Source organism: Candidatus Microbacterium phytovorans, assembly GCA_029202445.1.
Classification (GTDB): Bacteria; Actinomycetota; Actinomycetes; order Actinomycetales; family Microbacteriaceae; genus Microbacterium; species Microbacterium phytovorans.
In genome coordinates this window covers 2,363,969-2,382,349 of the sequence record CP119321.1, presented here as the reverse complement: position 1 = coordinate 2,382,349, position 18,381 = coordinate 2,363,969, and the positions used below count along the sequence as shown (strand labels likewise).

Here is an 18,381-nt window from a genome sequence, read left to right as displayed (position 1 = left end):
TCAGCGCAGCAGCTGCAGGACGCCCTGGTTCGACTGGTTGGCCTGCGCGAGCATGGCGGTGCCCGCCTGCGACAGGATGTTGGACGCGGTGTACTTGACCATCTCGGAGGCCATGTCGGTGTCGCGGATGCGGCTGTTGGCCGCCGACAGGTTCTCCGCCGACACGTTGAGGCTGTTGATGGTCGATTCGAAGCGGTTCTGGAGCGCACCGTAGCTGGCGCGTGCCGTGGAGACCGCCGTGATCTGCGTGTCGATCGCCGTGATGGTGGTCAGCGCGTTCGCCGACGTGTCGACCGTGAGCGCGCCCACGGTCGCGCCGAGGGTGGCGAAGTCGGTGAGGGAGATCGCGATCTGGTCCTCCGCGGCGGTGGCGCCGGCGCCGACCTGGAAGGTCAGCGTGGAGCCGCCCGACAGCAGCTTGATGCCGTTGAAGTTCGTGCTCGAGGCGAGACGCGTGAGCTCGGAGCCCAGCGCGTCGATCTCGGTCTTGATGGCGGAGCGCGAGTCGGCGTTGTTGGAGTCGTTGCCGGCCTGGACCGCGAGGTCGCGCACGCGCTGCAGGATCGAGTGCACCTCGGTCAGGGCGCCTTCCGCGGTCTGGATGACCGAGATGCCGTCCTGGGCGTTGCGGGCGGCGACGTTCAGTCCACCGATCTGGGACTTGAGTCCCTCGGAGATCGCGAGACCGGCGGCGTCGTCCGCGGCGCGGTTGATCCGCAGGCCGCTCGAGAGCTTCTCGAGCGACTTCGACAGGTCGTTCTGCGTGTTCGACAGGTTGCGGTAGGCGTTGAGCGCCGACACGTTGGTGTTGATCTGCATACCCATGGTGTGTTCCTCCGTGACTGGGGTCAGCGGGAGCCCTTCCTGGACTCCGGGAGTCCATCCGTGGACTCCGTGATGTGCCTTATCGGCGCACCCGGCGATCGCGTTAGGCCCGCAGTCGGATTCGGTCGCAGGCGCCGCTCCCGCCGGCTCGCGCGCCGATAGTCTGGAGCGGTGAGCGTGCTCGAGATCCGCGGCGCCGCCCTGCGTCGGGGGGAGCGCGAGCTGTGGAGCGGCCTCGACCTCGACGTCGAACCCGGCGAGCTGGTCGCCGTGCTCGGCCCCTCGGGCTCCGGCAAGACGACGCTCCTGCGGGCGATCCTCGGTCTGGAGCCCCTCAGCGAGGGAACCATCACGGCCCTCGGCGAGCGCGTGCAGCACCGCGGCAACCGCCGCATCGGCTACCTGCCGCAAGCCCGTCCGCTGAGTGAGACGACCCTGCGCGGGCGCGACCTCGTCGCCCTCGGCGTCGACGGCCACCGTTTCGGCCTGCCGTTCCCGCGCCGCGGCGACCGCGCGCGCATCGACGCCCTCATCGAGTCCGTCGGGGCCTCCGCGTTCGCCGACGAGCCGGTCGGCGTGCTGTCCGGCGGAGAGCAGCAGCGCCTCCGCGTGGGTCAGGCACTCGCCGACGACCCGCGCCTCCTCCTCTGCGACGAACCCCTCACGAGCCTCGATCTCGCCAATCAGCAGGCGGTCGTGCGACTCATCGACGACCACCGCAAGACGGGTGCGGCGGTGCTCCTCGTCACCCACGACGTCAACCCGATCCTCGGCAAGGTCGACCGCATCCTCTACATCGCCCACGGCCGCTTCACGCTCGGCAAGCCGCAGGAGGTCCTCACCTCGCCCGTGCTCACCGATCTGTACGGCGCCCCCGTCTTCGTGCTGCGCGCGGGCGACCGGCTCGTCGTGGTCGGCGCACCCGACGCCGAGGAGTCGCACCACCATCACGAGGGGGACCACGCGTGAACTGGTCCGACATCGGGGATGCCATGTTCGGCGGTCTCGCCGACTACGGTGCGATCCTCGCCCTCGTGTCGAACTCGCTGTGGGCGGGGGCGATCCTCGGCCTCGTCGGCGGCCTGATCGGGGTCTTCGTGATGCAGCGCGACATGGCGTTCGCCGTGCACGGCATCAGCGAGCTGTCCTTCGCCGGCGCCGCCGCCGCGCTCCTCATCGGCGTCGACGTCGTCTCGGGCTCGGTCGTCGGGTCGCTCATCGCCGCCGGTCTGATCGGTTGGCTCGGAGCCCGCGCCCGCGACCGCAACTCGATCATCGGTGTGCTCATGCCGTTCGGCCTCGGCCTCGGCATCCTGTTCCTGTCGCTCTACGACGGCCGTAGCGCCAACCGCTTCAGCCTGCTCACGGGGCAGATCGTGTCGGTGCAGAACGCGCAGCTGGGCTGGCTCGTCGCGATCTCGGCGTTCGTGCTGATCGCCCTGCTGCTGATGTGGCGGCCGCTGCGCTTCGACTCCCTCGACCCGCAGTCCGCTGCCGCTCGCGGCGTGCCGACGACGATCGTGTCACTGGGCTTCATGCTGCTGCTCGGTCTCGTCGTGGCCGTCGCGGTGCACATCATCGGCGCGCTCCTGGTCATGGCGCTCCTCGTCACGCCGGCGGCGGCGGCGATGCGCGTCGCCAGCGGACCGGTCGCGGTGCCCGTACTGTCGGCCGTGTTCGGCGTGGCGGCGGCGGTCGGCGGCATCCTTCTCGCGGTCATGGGCACGCTCCCCGTGAGCCCCTACATCACGACGATCTCGTTCCTCATCTACCTCGTCTGCCGCCTCGTCGGCTCCCGCCGGGGCCGCGTCGTCCGCGCCCGCGCCGCCTGATCGCCCGCGGCGGCCGCGGCTAACTCCTCCAGATCGGGCGACGCACCCGCCGCAACCGGCCGGGAGGAGGCTCCACGCGACGGATCGAAGGAGTTACCCACGCCTGGCCCGGGGCCCCGCCTCCCAGCCGCCTCTGAAACGGCGGCGGTAGACTCGCCGGCATGGCCCAGCGCAACACCTGGCAGCGCGACCGCGTCCGCGCGGCGCTCTCCGACACCCAGGGGTTCGTGAGCGCACAGGACCTCCACGCGGCGCTCCGCGACGACAACACGGGTATCGGCCTGGCGACGGTCTACCGGGCCCTCGCGACGCTCGCCGCCAGCGGCGAAGCCGACCAGCTGCAAAGTCCCGAGGGCGAAGCCATCTATCGCGCCTGCTCGAGCGACGGCCACCATCACCACCTGATCTGCCGCAACTGCGGCACGACGGTCGAGATCCAGGCCACCGACGTCGAGGAATGGGCGCAGCGCACGGCTGCCGCGAACGGCTTCACCCGCGCGGAGCACGTCGTCGACATCTTCGGACTCTGCGCCGACTGCACCGCCGCGGCGGGACGTGACCGCTGACACCCGCACCGCGCCGCTGCGCACAGCGGGCGCGGTCGCCGTGGGGGTGGGGGTCGTCGGGGCGATCCTGGCGCTCGCGCTCCTCGCGCCCGGCCCGGAGCTGCCCACGCGGGCGCAGGACGGGCTGACCCTCGCCCTCAGCGTGCTCATCGAGTCGCTGCCGTTCGTCGTGCTCGGCGTCATGCTGTCGATCGTCGTGCAGGTGTGGGTACCGCCGGGGGCGATAGAACGATGGATGCCACGCAACCCCTGGGGACGCCGCGCCGTCCTGTCGCTGCTGGGCATGCTCGTCCCGGTGTGCGAATGCGGCAACGTGCCGTTCGCGCGCGGCCTTCTGATGCGCGGCTTCACGGTGCCCGAGTCACTCACCTTCCTCATCGCCGCACCCATCGTCAACCCGATCGTCATCATCACGACGCACCAGGCGTTCGGGTTCGACGACGGCATCCTCATCGCGCGGCTCGTCGGCGGGTATGTCGTCGCCAACCTCATCGGCTGGCTCTACAGCCGCCACCCCGACCCCGACGGGCTGCTCACCGACCGCTTCCGTGCGACGTGCGAGATCGCCGAGACCGAGAGCGGCGGGCGCGGACGTCGCAGCCTCGCGCAGTTCGTCGTGGAGCTCCGCGCCGTCATGCCGGCGCTCGTCATCGGTTCGGCGCTCGCCGGTGCGGTGCAGGTGATCGTGCCGCGCGAGGCGCTGCTGGCGATCGGTTCGAACCCCGTGCTGTCGATCGTCGCGATGATCGCGCTCGCGATGATCGTCTCGATCTGCTCGAACGTCGACTCCTTCGTGGCGCTGTCGTTCGCCTCGACGTTCACTCCCGGGTCGATCGTCGCGTTCCTGCTGGTCGGCCCGCTCATCGATGTGAAGATGCTGGCGCTGCTGCGCACGACCTTCCGCACGAAGGTGCTCGCCGGGCTCGTGGTCGTCATCGTGCTCTTCGCGATCGCCGTCGGAGGGGTGGTGAACCTCCTTGTCTGAGTTCCTCGGCCGCTTCGGCACCCGCCTGCTCGGCGTCGGTTTGGCGTCGGGCCTCGCCGCCGTGACGATCGCGCTCGCCGTCACCGACCAGCTCGCGCTCTACATCAACCCGTCGTCGAACTGGTTCGCGGTGTCGATGTCGGTGCTCGTGCTGCTGGGGTCGGTCGTGAGCTTCGCCCTGCCGCTGGGCGCCGAGGCCGACCACGGCCACGACCACGGCGATGCGGGCGCCCACGCCCACCACACGCACGACACCCACGACACCGACCACGGCTACGCCCACGACGGTCACGCGCACGACACCCGCCGACCGCTCCGCCCCGCGGCGGTGCTCGGCGGCGCGGCGATCGGCGCGGGCGGCGTGCTCGCGACGGGCATCGTCGCCGCCATCGTGCTCGTCCCGCCCGCGACGCTGTCGGCCGAGCTCGCCATGTCGCGCGACACGGGAGCCCCGCCCCTCTTCCAGGGCGCCGACACCGTCGCCCTCGCCGCGACCGGAGACACGGCGTCGTTCGGGGTCGGCGAATGGGCGAGCGTGTTCGCGACGGCCACCAACCCCGAAGCCTTCGACGGCGACGAAGTCACCCTCACGGGCTTCGTCACCCCCTCCGACGCCGGGTTCGGGCTCACCCGTCTCGTCATCACGCACTGCGTGATCGACGCCCAGCCGGCGAGCGTGCCGATCACGGACGCCGCGGCATCCGCTGCGCCCGCCGATCTCCCGACGGGGCAGTGGGTGACCGTGACGGGGACCATCCGCGACATCGACGGCCGGCTGCAGGTGCAGGCGACCTCCGTCGACACGATCGACGAGCCCCGCGACCCCTACGAGTACTGACCGTGACGACCGACGCCCGTCCGCGCACCCCCGACGCCACCCGCCGCGCCCGCACCCGCCGTCGCCGCGGGCGGGCGTTCGCGGTCGCGTTCGCGGTGGTCGTCGGCATCCTCGCGGCGGTGGCGCTGGGCGGGGCGGCGCTGACGACGGCGCAGGGGCCGCGGGTCACGTCGGTCGAGTTCGATCCGACCGCAGCGGTCACGGCATCCGGTTCGCGCGTCATCTTCACGACGAGTCAGTCGCTCGAGGAGATCGACCCGTCGCAGGTCACCGTCACCCCGGCGGCGGACTTCACCGTCGACACGTCCGGCCGCAGCGTCGGACTGCGTTTCGCTCTGCCGCTGTGGGACGACACCGAGTACACCGTGCGCATCGACGGCGTCACGGGCCTCGGCGGCGGCCCTGTCGTGACGATCGAGGAGACTCTCTCGACGCCGCCGCTGCAGGTGTACATCCTGCAGCGGGCCGAGAGCGGCGATACGGTCTTCCGCACCGACCTCGCCGGCGACGCCGCCGTGCCCGTCTTCACCGACCCCCACATCGAGGACTTCCGCGCGACCGCGGGGCACCTCGTCATGTCCACCGTCGACGACGCGGGTCTGTCCCACCTCGTCGTCACCGACCTCGAGGGCGAGGGGCGGCGCGAGCTCCCCCTGCCCGGCGACGGCACCGTCACCGACCTGCAGAGCGCCGACCGCGGCAACCTCATCGGCTACCTGTTCACGGATGCCGGTATCGATGCGGAGTCGGGGCGGGAGGCGGCGCTCTTCACGGCATCCCTGTCGGCGTCGCGCGGCGACGAGGCCCCCACGCTCGTGGAGCGCGAGGGGGGCGACTCGCGCGTGGACGACTGGCGGTTCGTGCCCGGCACCGACAGCCTCCTCATGCTCACGTTCGACGGCGCGCTGACCCTCGTCACCCCGGGCGGCGCGCCCGTGTCGTTCGGCAATGCGATCGCGATCGACGGCATCGCGCGCGGCTCGGCGACGGCCATCGTGGAGCGGGTCGACGGCCTCGTCGCGATCGACCTCGCGACGGCGGAGGAGCGGGACCTCCCGCCCACCGATCCCGCCCTCGGCCAGGCGTGGTCGGTGATCGGACTCCCGGACGGGTCGGGCGGTACCGTGCGCGTGCTGTCGAAGCTCGACGACGCGGGGATCAGCGTCGAGTCCACCTCGGTCGCCGTCGTGAACGCCGACGGTGAGGCCCGCACGGTCTTCGACGTCGCCGCCGACGCGACGCTCATGCAGGCGTGCGTTTCGCCGAGCGGGCGGTACGCCGCCTTCCTGGTGGCACCGGAGATCGTGGACAACCCGTACGACGGCTACCAGCTGCCGCTGCCCGAGCGGCTGCAGACGCACGTCGTCTCGCTCGCCGACGGAAAGGAGGTCGTCGCCCTGCGCGGCTTCGACGTCTCCTGGTGCCAGTCGGCCCCGCGTCCATGACCACCGCACTCGTGCCCGCGACGCGGGAGGCGCTCCAGGGGCTTCCGCTCGAGGTGGCGCCTCGGCTGCTCGGCGGACTCCTGCGGACGACCGTCGACGGTGCGACCGTCGCGGTGCGGATCACGGAGGTCGAGGCGTATCACGGCCAGGGCACCGGCCCCGTGGCCGATCCCGGTTCTCACGCCCGCATGGGCCCGACCGCCCGCAACGCCACGATGTGGGGCGAGCCCGGCCACCTGTACGTCTACCTCAGCCACGGCATCCATTCCTGCGTCAACGTCGTGAGTGGTCCCGAGGGCGTCGCGGGCGGAATCCTGCTGCGCGGCGGCGAGGTCGTCGAGGGACAGGATGCCGCGGCGGTGCGGCGTCCGGCGGCGCGTGCGCCCCGTGACCTCGCGCGCGGGCCGGGGCGGCTGGGCGACGCCGTCGGCCTCCGGCATCCACGTCACGACGGCATCGACGCCGTCACGGGCGCACCGCAGGACGGAGCGGTCGCCAGGTTGCACCTCCCGTCGGCTCCCCTCGCCGACATCTCCACGGGACCTCGCGTGGGAGTGGCCGGGATCGCCGGCACGGATGCCTTCCCCTGGCGGTTCTGGATCCCGGGGGATGCCACGGTGTCCGCGTTCCGGTGGGGGCGCGGTGCCGCCCCCGGTCGTTGAGCGAGCGTCCCCCCCGGTCGTTGAGCGAGCGGACCCCCCGGTCGTTGAGCGAGCGGAGCGAGACGAAACGGGCGACACTGTCCCCCCGGTCGTTGGGCGAGCGGACCCCCCGGTCGTTGAGCGAGCGGAGCGAGACGAAACGGCCGACACGCCCCCCGTGCTAGACTGACTCTTCGTCTGCGCGCACTCCAGCACGCAGTTCGCGTTTCGACTCGCTTCTCGCTCAACGACCGGTACATCCGGGCGGGGTTCGGCTGCGTGCGAAATGCAGACAAGGGATCTTGGGTGGGGCCGTCCGGCCTCACGGTACTAAGGAGACATCACTATGGCAGCAGTGTGCCAGGTGACTGGAGCAGTTCCCGGCTTCGGTCACAACATCTCGCACTCGCACCGCCGGACGAAGCGCCGCTTCGACCCGAACGTGCAGAAGAAGACCTATTACGTTCCTTCGCTTGGTCGCAACATCAAGCTGAACGTCTCGGCTAAGGGCATCAAGGTCATCGACGCCCGCGGCATCGAGTCGGTCGTGAAGGACCTCCTCGCGAAGGGTGTGAAGCTCTAATGGCGAAGAAGGCTCAGGACGTCCGTCCGATCATCAAGCTGCGTTCGACCGCCGGCACGGGGTACACCTACGTGACGCGCAAGAACCGCCGCAACAACCCCGACCGCATCGTGCTGAAGAAGTACGACCCGGTGATCCGCAAGCACGTCGAATTCCGAGAGGAGCGCTGATCTCATGGCCAAGAAGAGCAAGATCGCGCGCAACAACCAGCGCGAGGAGGTCGTCGCCCGTTACGCCGAGAAGCGTGCCGAGCTGAAGAAGACCCTCGTCGACCCGAACGCGACCGACGAGGCCCGCGAGGCGGCCCGTGTCGGCCTGCAGAAGCTGCCGCGCAACGCGTCGCCGGTGCGTCTTCGCAACCGCGACGCCATCGACGGTCGCCCCCGTGGCCACCTCTCGAAGTTCGGCATCTCGCGTGTCCGCTTCCGCGACATGGCGCACCGTGGCGAGCTGCCCGGCGTGACCAAGTCCAGCTGGTAAGCACCCGCACAGCACACGAAGGCCGGAACCCTCTCGGGGGTTCCGGCCTTCGGCGTTCCCGCCGGCTAGGGTCTCGACGCGGGGGACGTGACGGATGCCGTCAGGCGGCGGCGTGGGTGGTCGCCCACTCGAGCGCGAAGTCGGCGACCTCTTCCCAGCCGTCCTGGCTGACGATGCGGTGGCTGCGTCCGGGGTATTCGCGGTAGTCGACCACGGCGGGGCTGCCGGTCGCACGATACTTCTTCACGATCGCCCGGGCGATGGCGGGCGGCACGACGTGGTCGATCTCGCCCGCGATGACGAGCAGAGGGGCCCGGTCGGTGCGGCCGTAGTCGACGTGCGAGACGCCGCCCTTCTCGTTGAAGGCGCCGGCGACGCCCTCGAAGAACACACGGTTGTACGAGTTGACCGCGAACTCCTCCCACAGGGCGTCGGAGGCGGCGCGGTCGAGGTCGTTGCCGAACGTGAAGTGGAAGTGCCGCTTCGAGAGCGGCTTGGCGCCGTTCTTGTCGAAGGGGTTGGAGAGGATCGGCGTGCCCGTCCACAGGGTCGACAAGGGGAGCGTCGTGATGCCGGCGGGCTGGCCGGGGGTGACGCCCACGTAGGCGACGCCGAGGCCGCGGTCGGCGAGCATTTGGGTGAAGAGGCCGCCGAAGGAGTGGCCCATGATGATGGGCTTCTCGGGCAGGGCGCGGATGATGCGCTCGTAGTGGTCGACGATGTCGCGGATGCCGATGCCCTTCAGGGCGTCGGGGTGGCGGCGGATGTCGTCGACGGTGCGGTCGTCGATGCCGGGCCATCCGGGGACGATGACGTCGTGACCGGCGGCGCGGAAGCGGTCGGCCCAGGTGTCCCAGCTCTTCGGGGTCATCCAGAGGCCGTGGATGAGGACGATGGGGGTCTTGGTCGAGGTGGTCATGTCGTGCTCCTTGGTCGAGTGGTGCGTGTCGGTGTGGTGCGGGGAGCCGGTCGTTCCCGGCTGATGTATCCTGATGGTAGACCGAACGTTCTATCTACGCAAGGATATTCCCCAGATGACCGAGAATGTGACGATGAGCTCCGCACCCGTCGCCGTCGGCGACATCGCCGCCTCCGGCCTGCCCGCCCGCGAGCGGCTCCTCGCGGCCGCGACCGCGCTCTTCTACCGGGAGGGCATCCACTCCGTCGGCGTCGACCGCGTGATCGAGGTCGCCGGGGTCACGCGCGCGACCCTGTACAAGCAGTTCTCCGGCAAAGAGAACCTCGTGCTGGCCTATCTCGAGGGAGAGGATGCCGGGCTGCGCGCCCTCTTCGCCGAAGCCGCCGCCTCGGGCGCCGCGCCCGACGGGCTGCTCGATCTCGTCGTCGCCGGCATCCAGGCCGACATCGCCCACCGGCACACGCGCGGCTGCCCGTTCATCAACGCGGCGGCCGAGTACCCCGACGACGGACCCGTGCGCTCGCTCATCGCGACCCATCGCGACTGGTTCCGCACGACCCTGCGCGACCTCGCCGCCGCGGCGGACCTCCGCGACCCGGAAGAGGTCGCGGGCGCGCTCGTGCTGCTGCGCGACGCCGCGCTCGTCGGGGGCTATCTCGACGGCACCGACGTCGTCGCGCCGGTCTTCGCGCAGTCGGCACGCACGGTGATCGACGCGCACCGCCGCTGACGGCATCCCCTCCCACGGGCGTCGAAAGCTTCGCAAATCGTCACTTTCGGCCCGAATCGGGGCGACACGCCGCCCAAACTGCCGGTTCAGGGGCGGAAATCCGCGGAATCACGCGCATCGTAGGTATATTCGGGGGCGGTCCAACCGACCAGCCGACGGCGCAAGCCGCTCGGTCCGAAGTAACTGAAGGCGGCCCCTCGCCGTCTGGAGGACAACCCCATGGCCATCACCAAGACCGAGCTCGTCGCCAGCATCGCTTCCGCGACGGGCCAGAGCCAGTCCGCCGTCTCGGGCGTGCTCGACGCGCTGTTCTCGACCGTCTCCGAGGCCGTCGCCAAGGGTGACAAGGTCACCATCCCCGGCTGGATCGCGTTCGAGCAGGTCGAGACCTCGGCTCGCACGGGCCGCAACCCGCAGACCGGTGCGGAGATCAAGATCCCCGCGGGCAAGCGCGTCAAGGTGACCGCGGGCTCGAAGCTCAAGGCTGCCGTCAAGTAAGACTGCTGCCGCTGCAGGAAACCTGCACAGAAGGGGGATGCCATCCGGCATCCCCCTTCGTCGTTCCCGCGCGAGGTGAGCGGGGTGAGCGGTCGGGGGGCCGCCCGCACCGAACTACGCTGGACGAGTGAACTCCCGCGCGCTCCGGCTGGCCGGGCCGGTGATCCTGGCCGCGGCGGCGCTCGTGACCCTGCTGCTCGGGCTGGCGTACGGCGGCGGGGCCGCGCCGCTCGTCGTGGGAGATCCCGGGCCCATCGTGCGGTGGGGGCTTCCCGCCGTCAAGCTGGTCGTGAACCTGACGGCGGCCGGGATGATCGGCTCGCTCGTCCTCGCGCTGTTCGCCCTTCGCGCGGGGGAGCGCCCCTTCGACGCGGCGCTCGACACGGCATCCGTCTCCGCCGCGGGCTTCACGATCGGTGCGGCGATCACGGCCTTCCTCACGTTCCTGAGCGTCTACAACCAGGCCCCCAGCGCCGACGCGCAGTTCGGGCAGCAGCTGGGACGCTTCCTCGTCGACACGGAACTCGGCCGTGCCTGGCTGTTGACGACGATCGCCGGCGCGGTGCTCACCGTGCTCACGTTCGCCGTGCGCGGCTGGACGACCACGCTGATCGTCGGCGTCCTCGCCGTGGCCGCCCTCATCCCTATGGCCTCGCAGGGCCACTCGGGCGAAGAGGCGAACCACAACACCGCCGTCATGGCGCTCGCGCTGCACGTCATCGGCGCCGCCGTCTGGCTCGGGGGGCTGCTGCTGCTCATCGTCGTACGTCCCCTCCTCGACCGTCGCGGCGTTGCGGCGGTGCTCGGTCGCTACTCCAGCATCGCCCTCGCGGCGTTCGTCGTCGTCGCGGTGTCGGGTACCCTCCGCGCGGTGGCCGGCGGCGTGGGGATCGCGCAGCTCGCCACCCCGTACGGGGCACTGCTGCTCGTGAAGATCGTGGCCCTGCTGTCGATCGGCGTGCTCGGCGCCTGGTACCGGCGACGGCTGATCGCTCGCATCGCGGAGGATGCCGCATCCCGCGTGTTCTGGGGTCTCATCGCGCTGGAGCTGGCGTTCATGGGCATCGCGAGCGGCGCCGCGGCCGCCTTGGCCCGCACGCCGCCCGCCGTGGACACCTCGCTGCCCGACGTGCAGACGCCCGCCGAGGTGCTAACGGGGGCTCCGCTGCCTCCGGAGCTCACGATCGACCGCTGGTTCACGTCGTGGGATGTCGATCCCCTGTGGGCGTTCGCCGTCGGGTTCGGGCTGTTCTTCTACCTGGCGGGCGTGTGGCGCCTGCAGCGCCGCGGCGACCGGTGGCCCCTGCACCGCACGGTGCTGTGGATCGTCGGGCTCCTGCTGCTGGGCTGGGTCACGTGCGGGCCGATCAACGCCTATCAGGACTACCTGTTCAGCATGCACATGGTGGGTCACATGCTGCTGTCCATGGCGATCCCGATGTGTCTCGTCTTCGGCGCTCCCGTCACCCTCCTTGCTCGCGCCGTGCGCAAGCGCGACGACGGCACGCGCGGAGCGCGCGAGTGGGTGCTGTGGGCCGTGCATACCCCGTTCGCCCGTGTCGTGACGCACCCGCTGTTCGCCGCCGCGATGTTCATCGGATCGCTCTGGGTGTTCTACTACAGCGAGCTCTTCCGCTGGTCGCTGTACGACCACCTCGGCCACGAGTGGATGATCGCCCACTTCCTCATCTCGGGCTACCTGTTCGTGCAGTCGCTCGTCGGCATCGACCCGGTGCCGTACCGCCTGCCCCACGCGTTCCGGTTGGTGCTCCTGATCGGCGTCATGGCGATGCACGCGTTCTTCGGCATCGCGATCATGATGGCATCCGGCCTCTTCGTCGCCGAGTGGTTCGGTGCGATGGGTCGCACGTGGGGCGCGTCGCCCCTGGCCGACCAGTACACCGGCGGCGGCATCGCGTGGTCGGTCGGGGAGATCCCGACGCTCATCCTCGCGATCGTGGTGGCGGTGCAGTGGAGCCGATCCGACGAGAGGGCGCAGCGCAGCGCGGACCGTCAGGCCGAGCGCACGGGCGATGCCGAGCTGGAGGACTACAACCGGCGGCTCGCGGAGCTCGCCGAGCGCGACGCCCGCCGCTGAGCGCCGGCCGTCGGGGTGATCGGGCCGGAGGGCGCGGGCCAGGTCAGTCCGTCGCGTCGTCGCCCGTCACGCGACGCCGGTAGGCTCCCACGACGCGCGTGAGGTAGTCGGTGATGACCTGCTGCTCGTCGTCGGTGAAGTGGTCGATCTCGGCGTCGATCGCGAGGATCATCGGCATCAGGAGCGACATCGCCTCGCGGCGGGAGTCCTCGGTGGGCACGACGAGCACGCGACGCCGATCCGTGGGATGGGGTTCGCGGGTGACGTGCCCGAGCGCTTCGAGGCGATCGATCGCCGTCGTCATGGATGCCGTGGAGATCGCGAGTCGCTCGGACAGCTCCGACGGGGGCAGCGGCCCCGAGGCGATCAGGTTCTCCATCATTTCGAGGTCTGTCGCGTTGACCTTCAGCTCTCGCCTCATGATGCGTTCGAACGCTTCGCTGACCTCCAGGAAGTCGCGCAGGAGCATCGTCGCCGGCCGGAGGGGGAATCCCCCCGGCTGGGTGATCCGCTCCGAATCGTCGTCAGAGGGACGCGGTCGAAATTCCGCCATCTTTTGATTGTAGGGATCGATACGCTAGCTTGTCATGTAGCTAGAGAATCTAGCGAGATTCGTTCACCGCGAAAGAGTGCTCATGTCGTCTTTCCTCCGCCTCATCACGTCCGCGCGCACGTCGTGGATCATCCTCGTCCTGGCTGTCGCAGCCGTCGGCGCCCTCTTCGCCTGGGGCTCCGCCGAGGAGGCCGAGACCGCCCCCGCCGTCGGGCTGCCCGACTCGGCGGAGTCCGTCCAGGTGGAGAAGCTGCTGGAGGACTTCCCCGGCGCCGACAGCACGTCCGCTCTCGTCGTGTTCGCGGCCGACGACGGTCCGCTCAGCGATGACCAGCGCGCCGCGATCGACGCGAAGGCTTTCGGTGATCTCGTCGACCTCACTCCCGACGGGTTCATCCCGCCCGCACAGGTCTCCGACAACGGCGAGGTCGCCTTGCTGGTCGTACCGCTGGACCCCGAGCCCGACGTCGAGAAGCAGGCCGAGCGCGCGCAGGAGATCCGCGATCTCGCCGCCGACGACCTCGACGGCGTGCAGGTCTACCTCACCGGTGCCGAAGGCTTCGAGGTCGACGTCGCCGCCGTGTTCGCGGGAGCCGACTTCACGCTCCTCCTCACGACTGTCATCGTCGTGGCCATCCTCCTTCTCATCACCTATCGGAGCCCCTGGCTGTGGCTCGTTCCGCTCGTCGTGATCGGCGTCGCGGACGCCTCGGCGGGCATCGTCGCGCGTCGCGTCGCCGCCGCTGCCGGTGTGCAGCTCGACGCGTCGGTCACCGGCATCCTCTCGGTGCTGGTCTTCGGCGCCGGCACCAACTACGCCCTCCTCCTCATCGCGCGCTACCGCGACGAACTGCGGCTCCACGAGGATCGACGCGAGGCCATGCGCCGCGCGGTGCGGGGAGCCGGTCCCGCGATCCTCGCCAGCGGCTCGACCGTCGCCCTGGCCCTCGCGACCCTGCTCCTCGGCGAGCTCGCCGGCAACCGCGCGCTGGGACTCGCGTGCGCCGTGGGGATCATCGTGGCGATGGCGTTCGCGCTCATCGTGCTCCCCGCCGCCCTCGTCCTCTTCGGGCGTGGCCTGTTCTGGCCCTATGTCCCGCGGTTCGGCTCCCCGGATGCCATCTCGCGCAGCCCGTGGGGCAAGCTCGGCGTCGCGGTCTCGCGCCGCCCGGGCTGGGTCGCCGCCGCCGGCTTCGTCGTGCTCGCGGCCCTCGCCAGTGGCATGTTCTTCGTGCAGACCGGACTCTCGCAGAACGACCGGTTCCTGCAGAAGCCGGAAGCGGTGCGCGGCCAGGAGATCCTGGCGGAGGCGTTCTCCGCGGGGACGACCTCGCCGGCCGTCGTCGTGGCCCCCCGTGAGGAGGCGGCCGAGACCGTCGACGCGCTGCAGGGACTCACCGGGGTCGACACCGCCGTCGCCGGCGACGAGTCCGGTGACCTCGTGCGCATCGACGTGACGCTCAACGCCGACGCCGAGACCGCCGAGGCCTTCGACGCCGTGCGGGAGATGCGCTCTCAGCTCGACGACGTCGGCTCGGGGACGGCGCTGGTCGGCGGGCTCGACGCGCGCGCCCTGGACGTCGCCGACGCGCAGGCCCGGGATCAGGCGCTCATCATCCCGCTGATCCTCGTGCTCGTGCTCGTCGTCCTCATCGTGCTCCTGCGCGCACTCGTCGCCCCGCTCCTGCTGCTCCTGGCCGTCGTGGCGAGCTTCTTCTCGGCGGTGGGTGCCAGCTGGTGGCTGTTCCAGACGCCGCTGTTCGGGTTCCCCGCCATCGACGTCAACGTGCTGCTGTTCAGCTTCCTCTTCCTCGTGGCGCTGGGCGTGGACTACAGCATCTTCCTCGTCACCCGAGCGCAGGAGGAGTCCCGAACGCTCGGCACGACGCGCGGCATGATCCGGGCGCTGGCTGCGACCGGTGCCGTCATCACGAGTGCCGGCATCCTGCTCGCCGCGGTGTTCGCCGTGCTCGGGGTGCTGCCCCTCATCACCCTGACGCAGATCGGCATCATCGTCTGCATCGGTGTGCTGATCGACACGCTGCTCGTGCGGACGGTCATCGTCCCGGCGCTCGCGTTCCTCACCGGCGACCGCTTCTGGTGGCCCCGGCGACCGCTCGTCAGCGACGCCGACGCGGCGGCATCCGCTCCCGCACCGGTGTCGACGTCAGTCGGTTGACGAGACGGTGATGGATGCCGTGCCGTCCGGCAGCACGGTGATGTCACCCTCGAGGAAGAAGGGCACGTCCTCGTCGACGCGACGCACGGAGCCGTCGAAGATCGACTGGATGTCCACCTCGATGTGGGCGACGGCCTGCGTCCGGGTGATCTTCCAGTCCGCGCCGTCGGGCTCGATCGACACGACGGGCTGCTCGGCGATCGACCACGTCGGCACGTCGACGATGCGGTTGCGCACCGTGAATCCGAACGGGCATCCGGTCGGCTGGAGCACCTCCTGGGTCGCGCACTGTTCGAGGAACGACTCGACCTCCTTCTGCACGACGTCCGTGAACTTCTCCGTCGCCTCCGTCTGCAGGTCGACGGGGATCTCCGCCCGCGGCTTGTCCGACAGCACGGCGACCCCGGGGCTCGTCGACAGCGGGGTGTCGACGGCGATCGAGTAGAGGCCGGGCGAGAACACGAGCAGCGGCACCGGCTCCAGCGGGTCGGCGTCGACGCCCGCCTCGAGCACCTGGCGCTTGTCGATCTCGAAACCGTTGACCGAGAACTGCATCGCGCCGCGCACCGTGAGGTCGATGACGGCCAGGGGCGTCTTGGCGAAGCGCCACGAGGGTGCCACCCCGATCATGCCGGCCTGCTCGACGGTGAACGACGTCCGCGCCCGGTGCGGTCCGGCGTCGTATTCGACCGTGACCGTCGACACGCCGTCCTTCTCGGTGGTCGAGACGATGTCGATGGCATCCAGGGGGGCCAGGGCGGCGCCCCGGAGCAGCGCGTCGGCGGCATCCGTCGGAAGGCCGGCGGCCTCCAGCTGCGAGGACTCCACGCGCACTCCGGGGACGGCGAGGGCGTCGGCGGCCCGCCCCTGCGCCAGGAGATCGAGGTAGCGGCTGACGAAGGCGGCGGGGCTGTAGAGCTGCTGGTACACGACCGCCCCGGCGGCCGCGAGGGCGCCGACAAGGAGCACGCCGACGACGGCGAGGGCGGTCAGATCGAACGCGAGGGGACGGCGACGCGCACGCCGGCGGGTCGGGACCACGGGGGTCTCCGCCGCGGCATCCGGCCCGCTCGTCGCATCCTGCATCGTGTCAGTCTAGGAAATCCCGGCTGACAACTAGCATGGACCCGGTGAGCATCCCCGCCCTGTCCGCCGAGCAGGAGGAGCTCTTCCGCCTGATCGAGGACACGCGCGAGCACGTGTTCGTCACGGGCCGGGCGGGCACCGGAAAATCCACGCTCCTGCAGCACCTCGCGTGGAACACGCACAAGCAGATCGCCGTCTGCGCGCCCACGGGCGTCGCGGCCCTCAACGTCGAGGGGCAGACGATCCACTCGCTCTTCCGTCTGCCGATCGGCCTCATCGCCGACAGCGAGCTGGAGCAGTCCGAACCCGCGCGGAAGATCATGAACGCGATCGACACGCTCGTCATCGACGAGGTGTCGATGGTGAACGCCGACCTCATGGATGCCATCGACCGCTCGCTCCGGCAGGCGCGTCGTCGGCGGGCCGAACCGTTCGGCGGGGTGCAGATCGTCATGTTCGGCGATCCGTACCAGCTGTCGCCCGTGCCGCCGCGCGGCGACGAGCTCAAGTACATCAACGACCACTACCGGTCGTTCTGGTTCTTCGACGCGCAGGTGTGGGCGGGGCCGCGCGCCGATGCCGGCGCCATCCGCTCGGACGGTCTGCTCGATCTCGGACGCGTCGGCGCGCCCCTCCACATCAAGGAGCTGCGGGAGATCCACCGGCAATCCGACGACGGGTTCAAGGCGATGCTCAACGCCGTGCGGCACGGCGTGGTGACGGCGGAGATCGCGGGGATGCTGAACGCGGCGGGGGCGCGTCCCGTGCCGGAGCCCGTCGACGGCGAGCCGCCGATCATCACCCTCGCGACGCGCAACGACATCGTGAACCGCATCAATCAGCGCCACCTCGACGCCCTGACGGGGCCCGTGCAGACGGCGCGCGCCGACGTGAGCGGCGACTTCGGCCGGGGCGAGGCGTATCCCGCCGACGTCGAGCTGCAGCTGAAGGTGGGGGCGCAGGTGATGTTCCTGCGCAACGACCTCGGCGGGAAAGAGGGGCCGCGCTGGGTCAACGGCTCGATCGGCACGGTCACGCGCATCGCGGGCGGCACCGTCCGCGTCGAGATCGACGGCGAGGAGCATGACGTCGAGCCGACCGTCTGGGAACGCTTCCGCTACGCGTATGATCCCGGCAGCCGCAAGCTATCCCGCGACATCGTGGCCGAGTTCACCCAGTTCCCGCTGCGGCTGGCGTGGGCCGTCACCATCCACAAGTCCCAGGGCAAGACGTACGATCGCGCGGTCATCGACCTCGGCTCGGGGGCGTTCGCGCCGGGGCAGACGTACGTCGCGCTCTCCCGGCTCACGAGTCTCGACGGCCTGTACCTCAGCCGTCCGCTGCGCCCGAGCGACATCCTCGTCGACGCCGACGTGCGGCGGTTCATGGCCGGCGTGCGCGCCGCCGAGCGCGCCGGTTGACGAGCGCGCCGGCTGACGCAGGCGCCGAGCGGTGACGCGCCGTCAGGCCGTGGCGGCTGCCGACTTCGCCGCGGCGAGGTCGGTGAAGAGGTCGGTGTTGAACTGGTACGCGACGAGGACCTCGTCGATCACGCGCTCCTGCTCGGCCGCGTCCCACGGGGCGGCGTCGAGCTGCTCGCGGTACACCTCTTTGAACGCCTTGGGGTCGGCGATGTCGGCGAACAGGTAGAAGCCGATGCCGTTCGTGTCGAAGCCGAACTGTCGCGCCATCAGCCGGCCGATGAACTGCCCGCCGGAGAGGTCGCCGAGATAGCGGGTGTAGTGGTGGGCCACGAAGCCCCCGGCCCACGTGGCGGCGACCTGACGGATGCGCTCGACGTAGCGACGGGTGGTCGGCAGCGGCTCGACGCGATCGCGCCAGTCGGCGCCGATCAGGAACTCGAGGTCGGCCTCGAGCGCGGGGAGGCGGGTGAGCTTGTCGCTGATGAACGTCGCGGCGACCGGGTCGGCCTTCATGCGCTCGGCGGCCGCTTCGAGCGCTTCGTAGATGAACCAGTGCTGCACGACGAGGGCGACGTAGTCGTCGCGCGTGCCCTGGCCGCGCATGAGGTCGGCCATGAATCCGGCATGCTCGCTACCGGCGTGGGCGGAGGACGAGCGCTCGCGGAGCGCCGTGGAGAACGGGATCAGCTCGGGCATGGC

The 18,381-nt window shown here is 70.5% G+C and carries 20 protein-coding genes; 15 read left to right on the top strand and 5 right to left on the bottom strand.

The genetic code is table 11. From position 1 onward, the window contains the following. Positions 1 to 825, bottom strand: a complete 825-nt coding sequence (locus P0Y48_11320) for a flagellin (GenBank protein WEK13049.1) — start codon at positions 823 to 825, stop codon at positions 1 to 3. Between the two features lie 171 nt (positions 826 to 996). Between P0Y48_11320 and P0Y48_11315 the strand changes: the two genes are divergently transcribed. From P0Y48_11315 to rpsN, 10 genes are all read left to right on the top strand, one after another. Continuing rightward, a complete protein-coding gene (locus P0Y48_11315; protein ID WEK13048.1) occupies positions 997 to 1,794 on the top strand; it encodes a metal ABC transporter ATP-binding protein in 798 nt (265 codons plus the stop codon). Beyond that, positions 1,791 to 2,657, top strand: a complete 867-nt coding sequence (locus tag P0Y48_11310) for a metal ABC transporter permease (GenBank protein ID WEK13047.1) — start codon at positions 1,791 to 1,793, stop codon at positions 2,655 to 2,657. Before P0Y48_11315 ends, P0Y48_11310 begins: the two co-directional genes overlap by 4 nt. 161 nt (positions 2,658 to 2,818) lie before the next feature. Next, positions 2,819 to 3,223, top strand: a complete 405-nt coding sequence (locus P0Y48_11305; GenBank protein WEK13046.1) for a transcriptional repressor — start codon at positions 2,819 to 2,821, stop codon at positions 3,221 to 3,223. Continuing rightward, entirely contained in the window at positions 3,213 to 4,208 is a 996-nt protein-coding gene (locus tag P0Y48_11300; GenBank protein ID WEK13045.1) for a permease, read from the top strand. The genes P0Y48_11305 and P0Y48_11300 overlap by 11 nt, the downstream gene beginning before the upstream one ends. Beyond that, entirely contained in the window at positions 4,201 to 5,046 is an 846-nt protein-coding gene (locus P0Y48_11295; protein WEK13044.1) for a TIGR03943 family protein, read from the top strand. Before P0Y48_11300 ends, P0Y48_11295 begins: the two co-directional genes overlap by 8 nt. 2 nt (positions 5,047 to 5,048) lie before the next feature. Continuing rightward, positions 5,049 to 6,491, top strand: coding sequence for a hypothetical protein (locus P0Y48_11290; GenBank protein WEK13043.1), 1,443 nt, complete (start codon positions 5,049 to 5,051; stop codon positions 6,489 to 6,491). Beyond that, positions 6,488 to 7,153, top strand: a complete 666-nt coding sequence (locus P0Y48_11285) for a DNA-3-methyladenine glycosylase (protein ID WEK13042.1) — start codon at positions 6,488 to 6,490, stop codon at positions 7,151 to 7,153. Before P0Y48_11290 ends, P0Y48_11285 begins: the two co-directional genes overlap by 4 nt. 325 nt (positions 7,154 to 7,478) lie before the next feature. After that, positions 7,479 to 7,715 carry a 50S ribosomal protein L28 gene (gene rpmB / locus P0Y48_11280; GenBank protein WEK13041.1) on the top strand — a complete coding sequence of 79 codons (237 nt, stop codon included), beginning with the start codon at positions 7,479 to 7,481 and terminating at the stop codon, positions 7,713 to 7,715. Further along, positions 7,715 to 7,885 (top strand): 50S ribosomal protein L33, encoded by a 171-nt coding sequence (rpmG, locus tag P0Y48_11275; protein ID WEK13040.1) that lies wholly within the window; start codon positions 7,715 to 7,717, stop codon positions 7,883 to 7,885. Before rpmB ends, rpmG begins: the two co-directional genes overlap by 1 nt. A gap of 4 nt (positions 7,886 to 7,889) precedes the next feature. Then, positions 7,890 to 8,195: a 30S ribosomal protein S14 gene (gene rpsN / locus P0Y48_11270; GenBank protein ID WEK13039.1), complete on the top strand. Its 306-nt coding sequence runs from the start codon at positions 7,890 to 7,892 to the stop codon at positions 8,193 to 8,195. A gap of 100 nt (positions 8,196 to 8,295) precedes the next feature. Here rpsN and P0Y48_11265 read toward each other — a convergent pair whose 3' ends face one another. After that, positions 8,296 to 9,114: an alpha/beta hydrolase gene (locus tag P0Y48_11265; GenBank protein WEK13038.1), complete on the bottom strand. Its 819-nt coding sequence runs from the start codon at positions 9,112 to 9,114 to the stop codon at positions 8,296 to 8,298. Between the two features lie 133 nt (positions 9,115 to 9,247). On the opposite strand from P0Y48_11265, the gene P0Y48_11260 reads away from it, so the two are divergent. The 3 genes from P0Y48_11260 to P0Y48_11250 all read left to right on the top strand — a co-directional run bounded on the left by P0Y48_11260 (position 9,248) and on the right by P0Y48_11250 (position 12,440). Continuing rightward, on the top strand, positions 9,248 to 9,844 hold the full coding sequence (locus tag P0Y48_11260; protein WEK13037.1) for a TetR/AcrR family transcriptional regulator: 597 nt from the start codon (positions 9,248 to 9,250) through the stop codon (positions 9,842 to 9,844). Between the two features lie 219 nt (positions 9,845 to 10,063). Continuing rightward, positions 10,064 to 10,342, top strand: coding sequence for an HU family DNA-binding protein (locus tag P0Y48_11255; protein WEK13036.1), 279 nt, complete (start codon positions 10,064 to 10,066; stop codon positions 10,340 to 10,342). Between the two features lie 127 nt (positions 10,343 to 10,469). Next, a complete protein-coding gene (locus P0Y48_11250; protein WEK13035.1) occupies positions 10,470 to 12,440 on the top strand; it encodes a cytochrome c oxidase assembly protein in 1,971 nt (656 codons plus the stop codon). A gap of 43 nt (positions 12,441 to 12,483) precedes the next feature. Here the strand turns inward: P0Y48_11250 and P0Y48_11245 are convergent, their stop codons facing one another. Further along, positions 12,484 to 12,993 (bottom strand): MarR family transcriptional regulator, encoded by a 510-nt coding sequence (locus P0Y48_11245; GenBank protein WEK13034.1) that lies wholly within the window; start codon positions 12,991 to 12,993, stop codon positions 12,484 to 12,486. Positions 12,994 to 13,075: 82 nt separating this feature from the next. Here P0Y48_11245 and P0Y48_11240 point away from each other — a divergent pair, with 82 nt between their 5' ends. Further along, a complete protein-coding gene (locus P0Y48_11240; protein ID WEK13033.1) occupies positions 13,076 to 15,172 on the top strand; it encodes an MMPL family transporter in 2,097 nt (698 codons plus the stop codon). Here the strand turns inward: P0Y48_11240 and P0Y48_11235 are convergent. Continuing rightward, entirely contained in the window at positions 15,161 to 16,258 is a 1,098-nt protein-coding gene (locus P0Y48_11235) for a hypothetical protein (GenBank protein WEK13032.1), read from the bottom strand. The genes P0Y48_11240 and P0Y48_11235 overlap by 12 nt on opposite strands. A 44-nt stretch (positions 16,259 to 16,302) precedes the next feature. Between P0Y48_11235 and P0Y48_11230 the strand changes: the two genes are divergently transcribed. After that, positions 16,303 to 17,679 (top strand): AAA family ATPase, encoded by a 1,377-nt coding sequence (locus P0Y48_11230; GenBank protein WEK13031.1) that lies wholly within the window; start codon positions 16,303 to 16,305, stop codon positions 17,677 to 17,679. Between the two features lie 42 nt (positions 17,680 to 17,721). Here P0Y48_11230 and P0Y48_11225 read toward each other — a convergent pair whose 3' ends face one another. Continuing rightward, positions 17,722 to 18,378, bottom strand: a complete 657-nt coding sequence (locus tag P0Y48_11225) for a biliverdin-producing heme oxygenase (protein ID WEK13030.1) — start codon at positions 18,376 to 18,378, stop codon at positions 17,722 to 17,724. Positions 18,379 to 18,381 lie beyond the last annotated feature (3 nt).

What these genes read in the sequence shown, in the direction of transcription:
- rpmB (WEK13041.1), top strand. Translation starts at nt 7,479, where the DNA reads ATGGCAGCAGTGTGCCAGGTGACTGGAGCAGTTCCCGGCTTCGGTCAC.
- P0Y48_11235 (WEK13032.1), bottom strand. Translation starts at nt 16,258, where the DNA reads ATGCAGGATGCGACGAGCGGGCCGGATGCCGCGGCGGAGACCCCCGTG.
- P0Y48_11255 (WEK13036.1), top strand. Translation starts at nt 10,064, where the DNA reads ATGGCCATCACCAAGACCGAGCTCGTCGCCAGCATCGCTTCCGCGACG.
- P0Y48_11245 (WEK13034.1), bottom strand. Translation starts at nt 12,993, where the DNA reads ATGGCGGAATTTCGACCGCGTCCCTCTGACGACGATTCGGAGCGGATC.
- P0Y48_11265 (WEK13038.1), bottom strand. Translation starts at nt 9,114, where the DNA reads ATGACCACCTCGACCAAGACCCCCATCGTCCTCATCCACGGCCTCTGG.
- P0Y48_11260 (WEK13037.1), top strand. Translation starts at nt 9,248, where the DNA reads ATGAGCTCCGCACCCGTCGCCGTCGGCGACATCGCCGCCTCCGGCCTG.
- P0Y48_11240 (WEK13033.1), top strand. Translation starts at nt 13,076, where the DNA reads ATGTCGTCTTTCCTCCGCCTCATCACGTCCGCGCGCACGTCGTGGATC.
- rpmG (WEK13040.1), top strand. Translation starts at nt 7,715, where the DNA reads ATGGCGAAGAAGGCTCAGGACGTCCGTCCGATCATCAAGCTGCGTTCG.
- P0Y48_11225 (WEK13030.1), bottom strand. Translation starts at nt 18,378, where the DNA reads ATGCCCGAGCTGATCCCGTTCTCCACGGCGCTCCGCGAGCGCTCGTCC.
- P0Y48_11320 (WEK13049.1), bottom strand. Translation starts at nt 825, where the DNA reads ATGGGTATGCAGATCAACACCAACGTGTCGGCGCTCAACGCCTACCGC.
- rpsN (WEK13039.1), top strand. Translation starts at nt 7,890, where the DNA reads ATGGCCAAGAAGAGCAAGATCGCGCGCAACAACCAGCGCGAGGAGGTC.
- P0Y48_11305 (WEK13046.1), top strand. Translation starts at nt 2,819, where the DNA reads ATGGCCCAGCGCAACACCTGGCAGCGCGACCGCGTCCGCGCGGCGCTC.
- P0Y48_11285 (WEK13042.1), top strand. Translation starts at nt 6,488, where the DNA reads ATGACCACCGCACTCGTGCCCGCGACGCGGGAGGCGCTCCAGGGGCTT.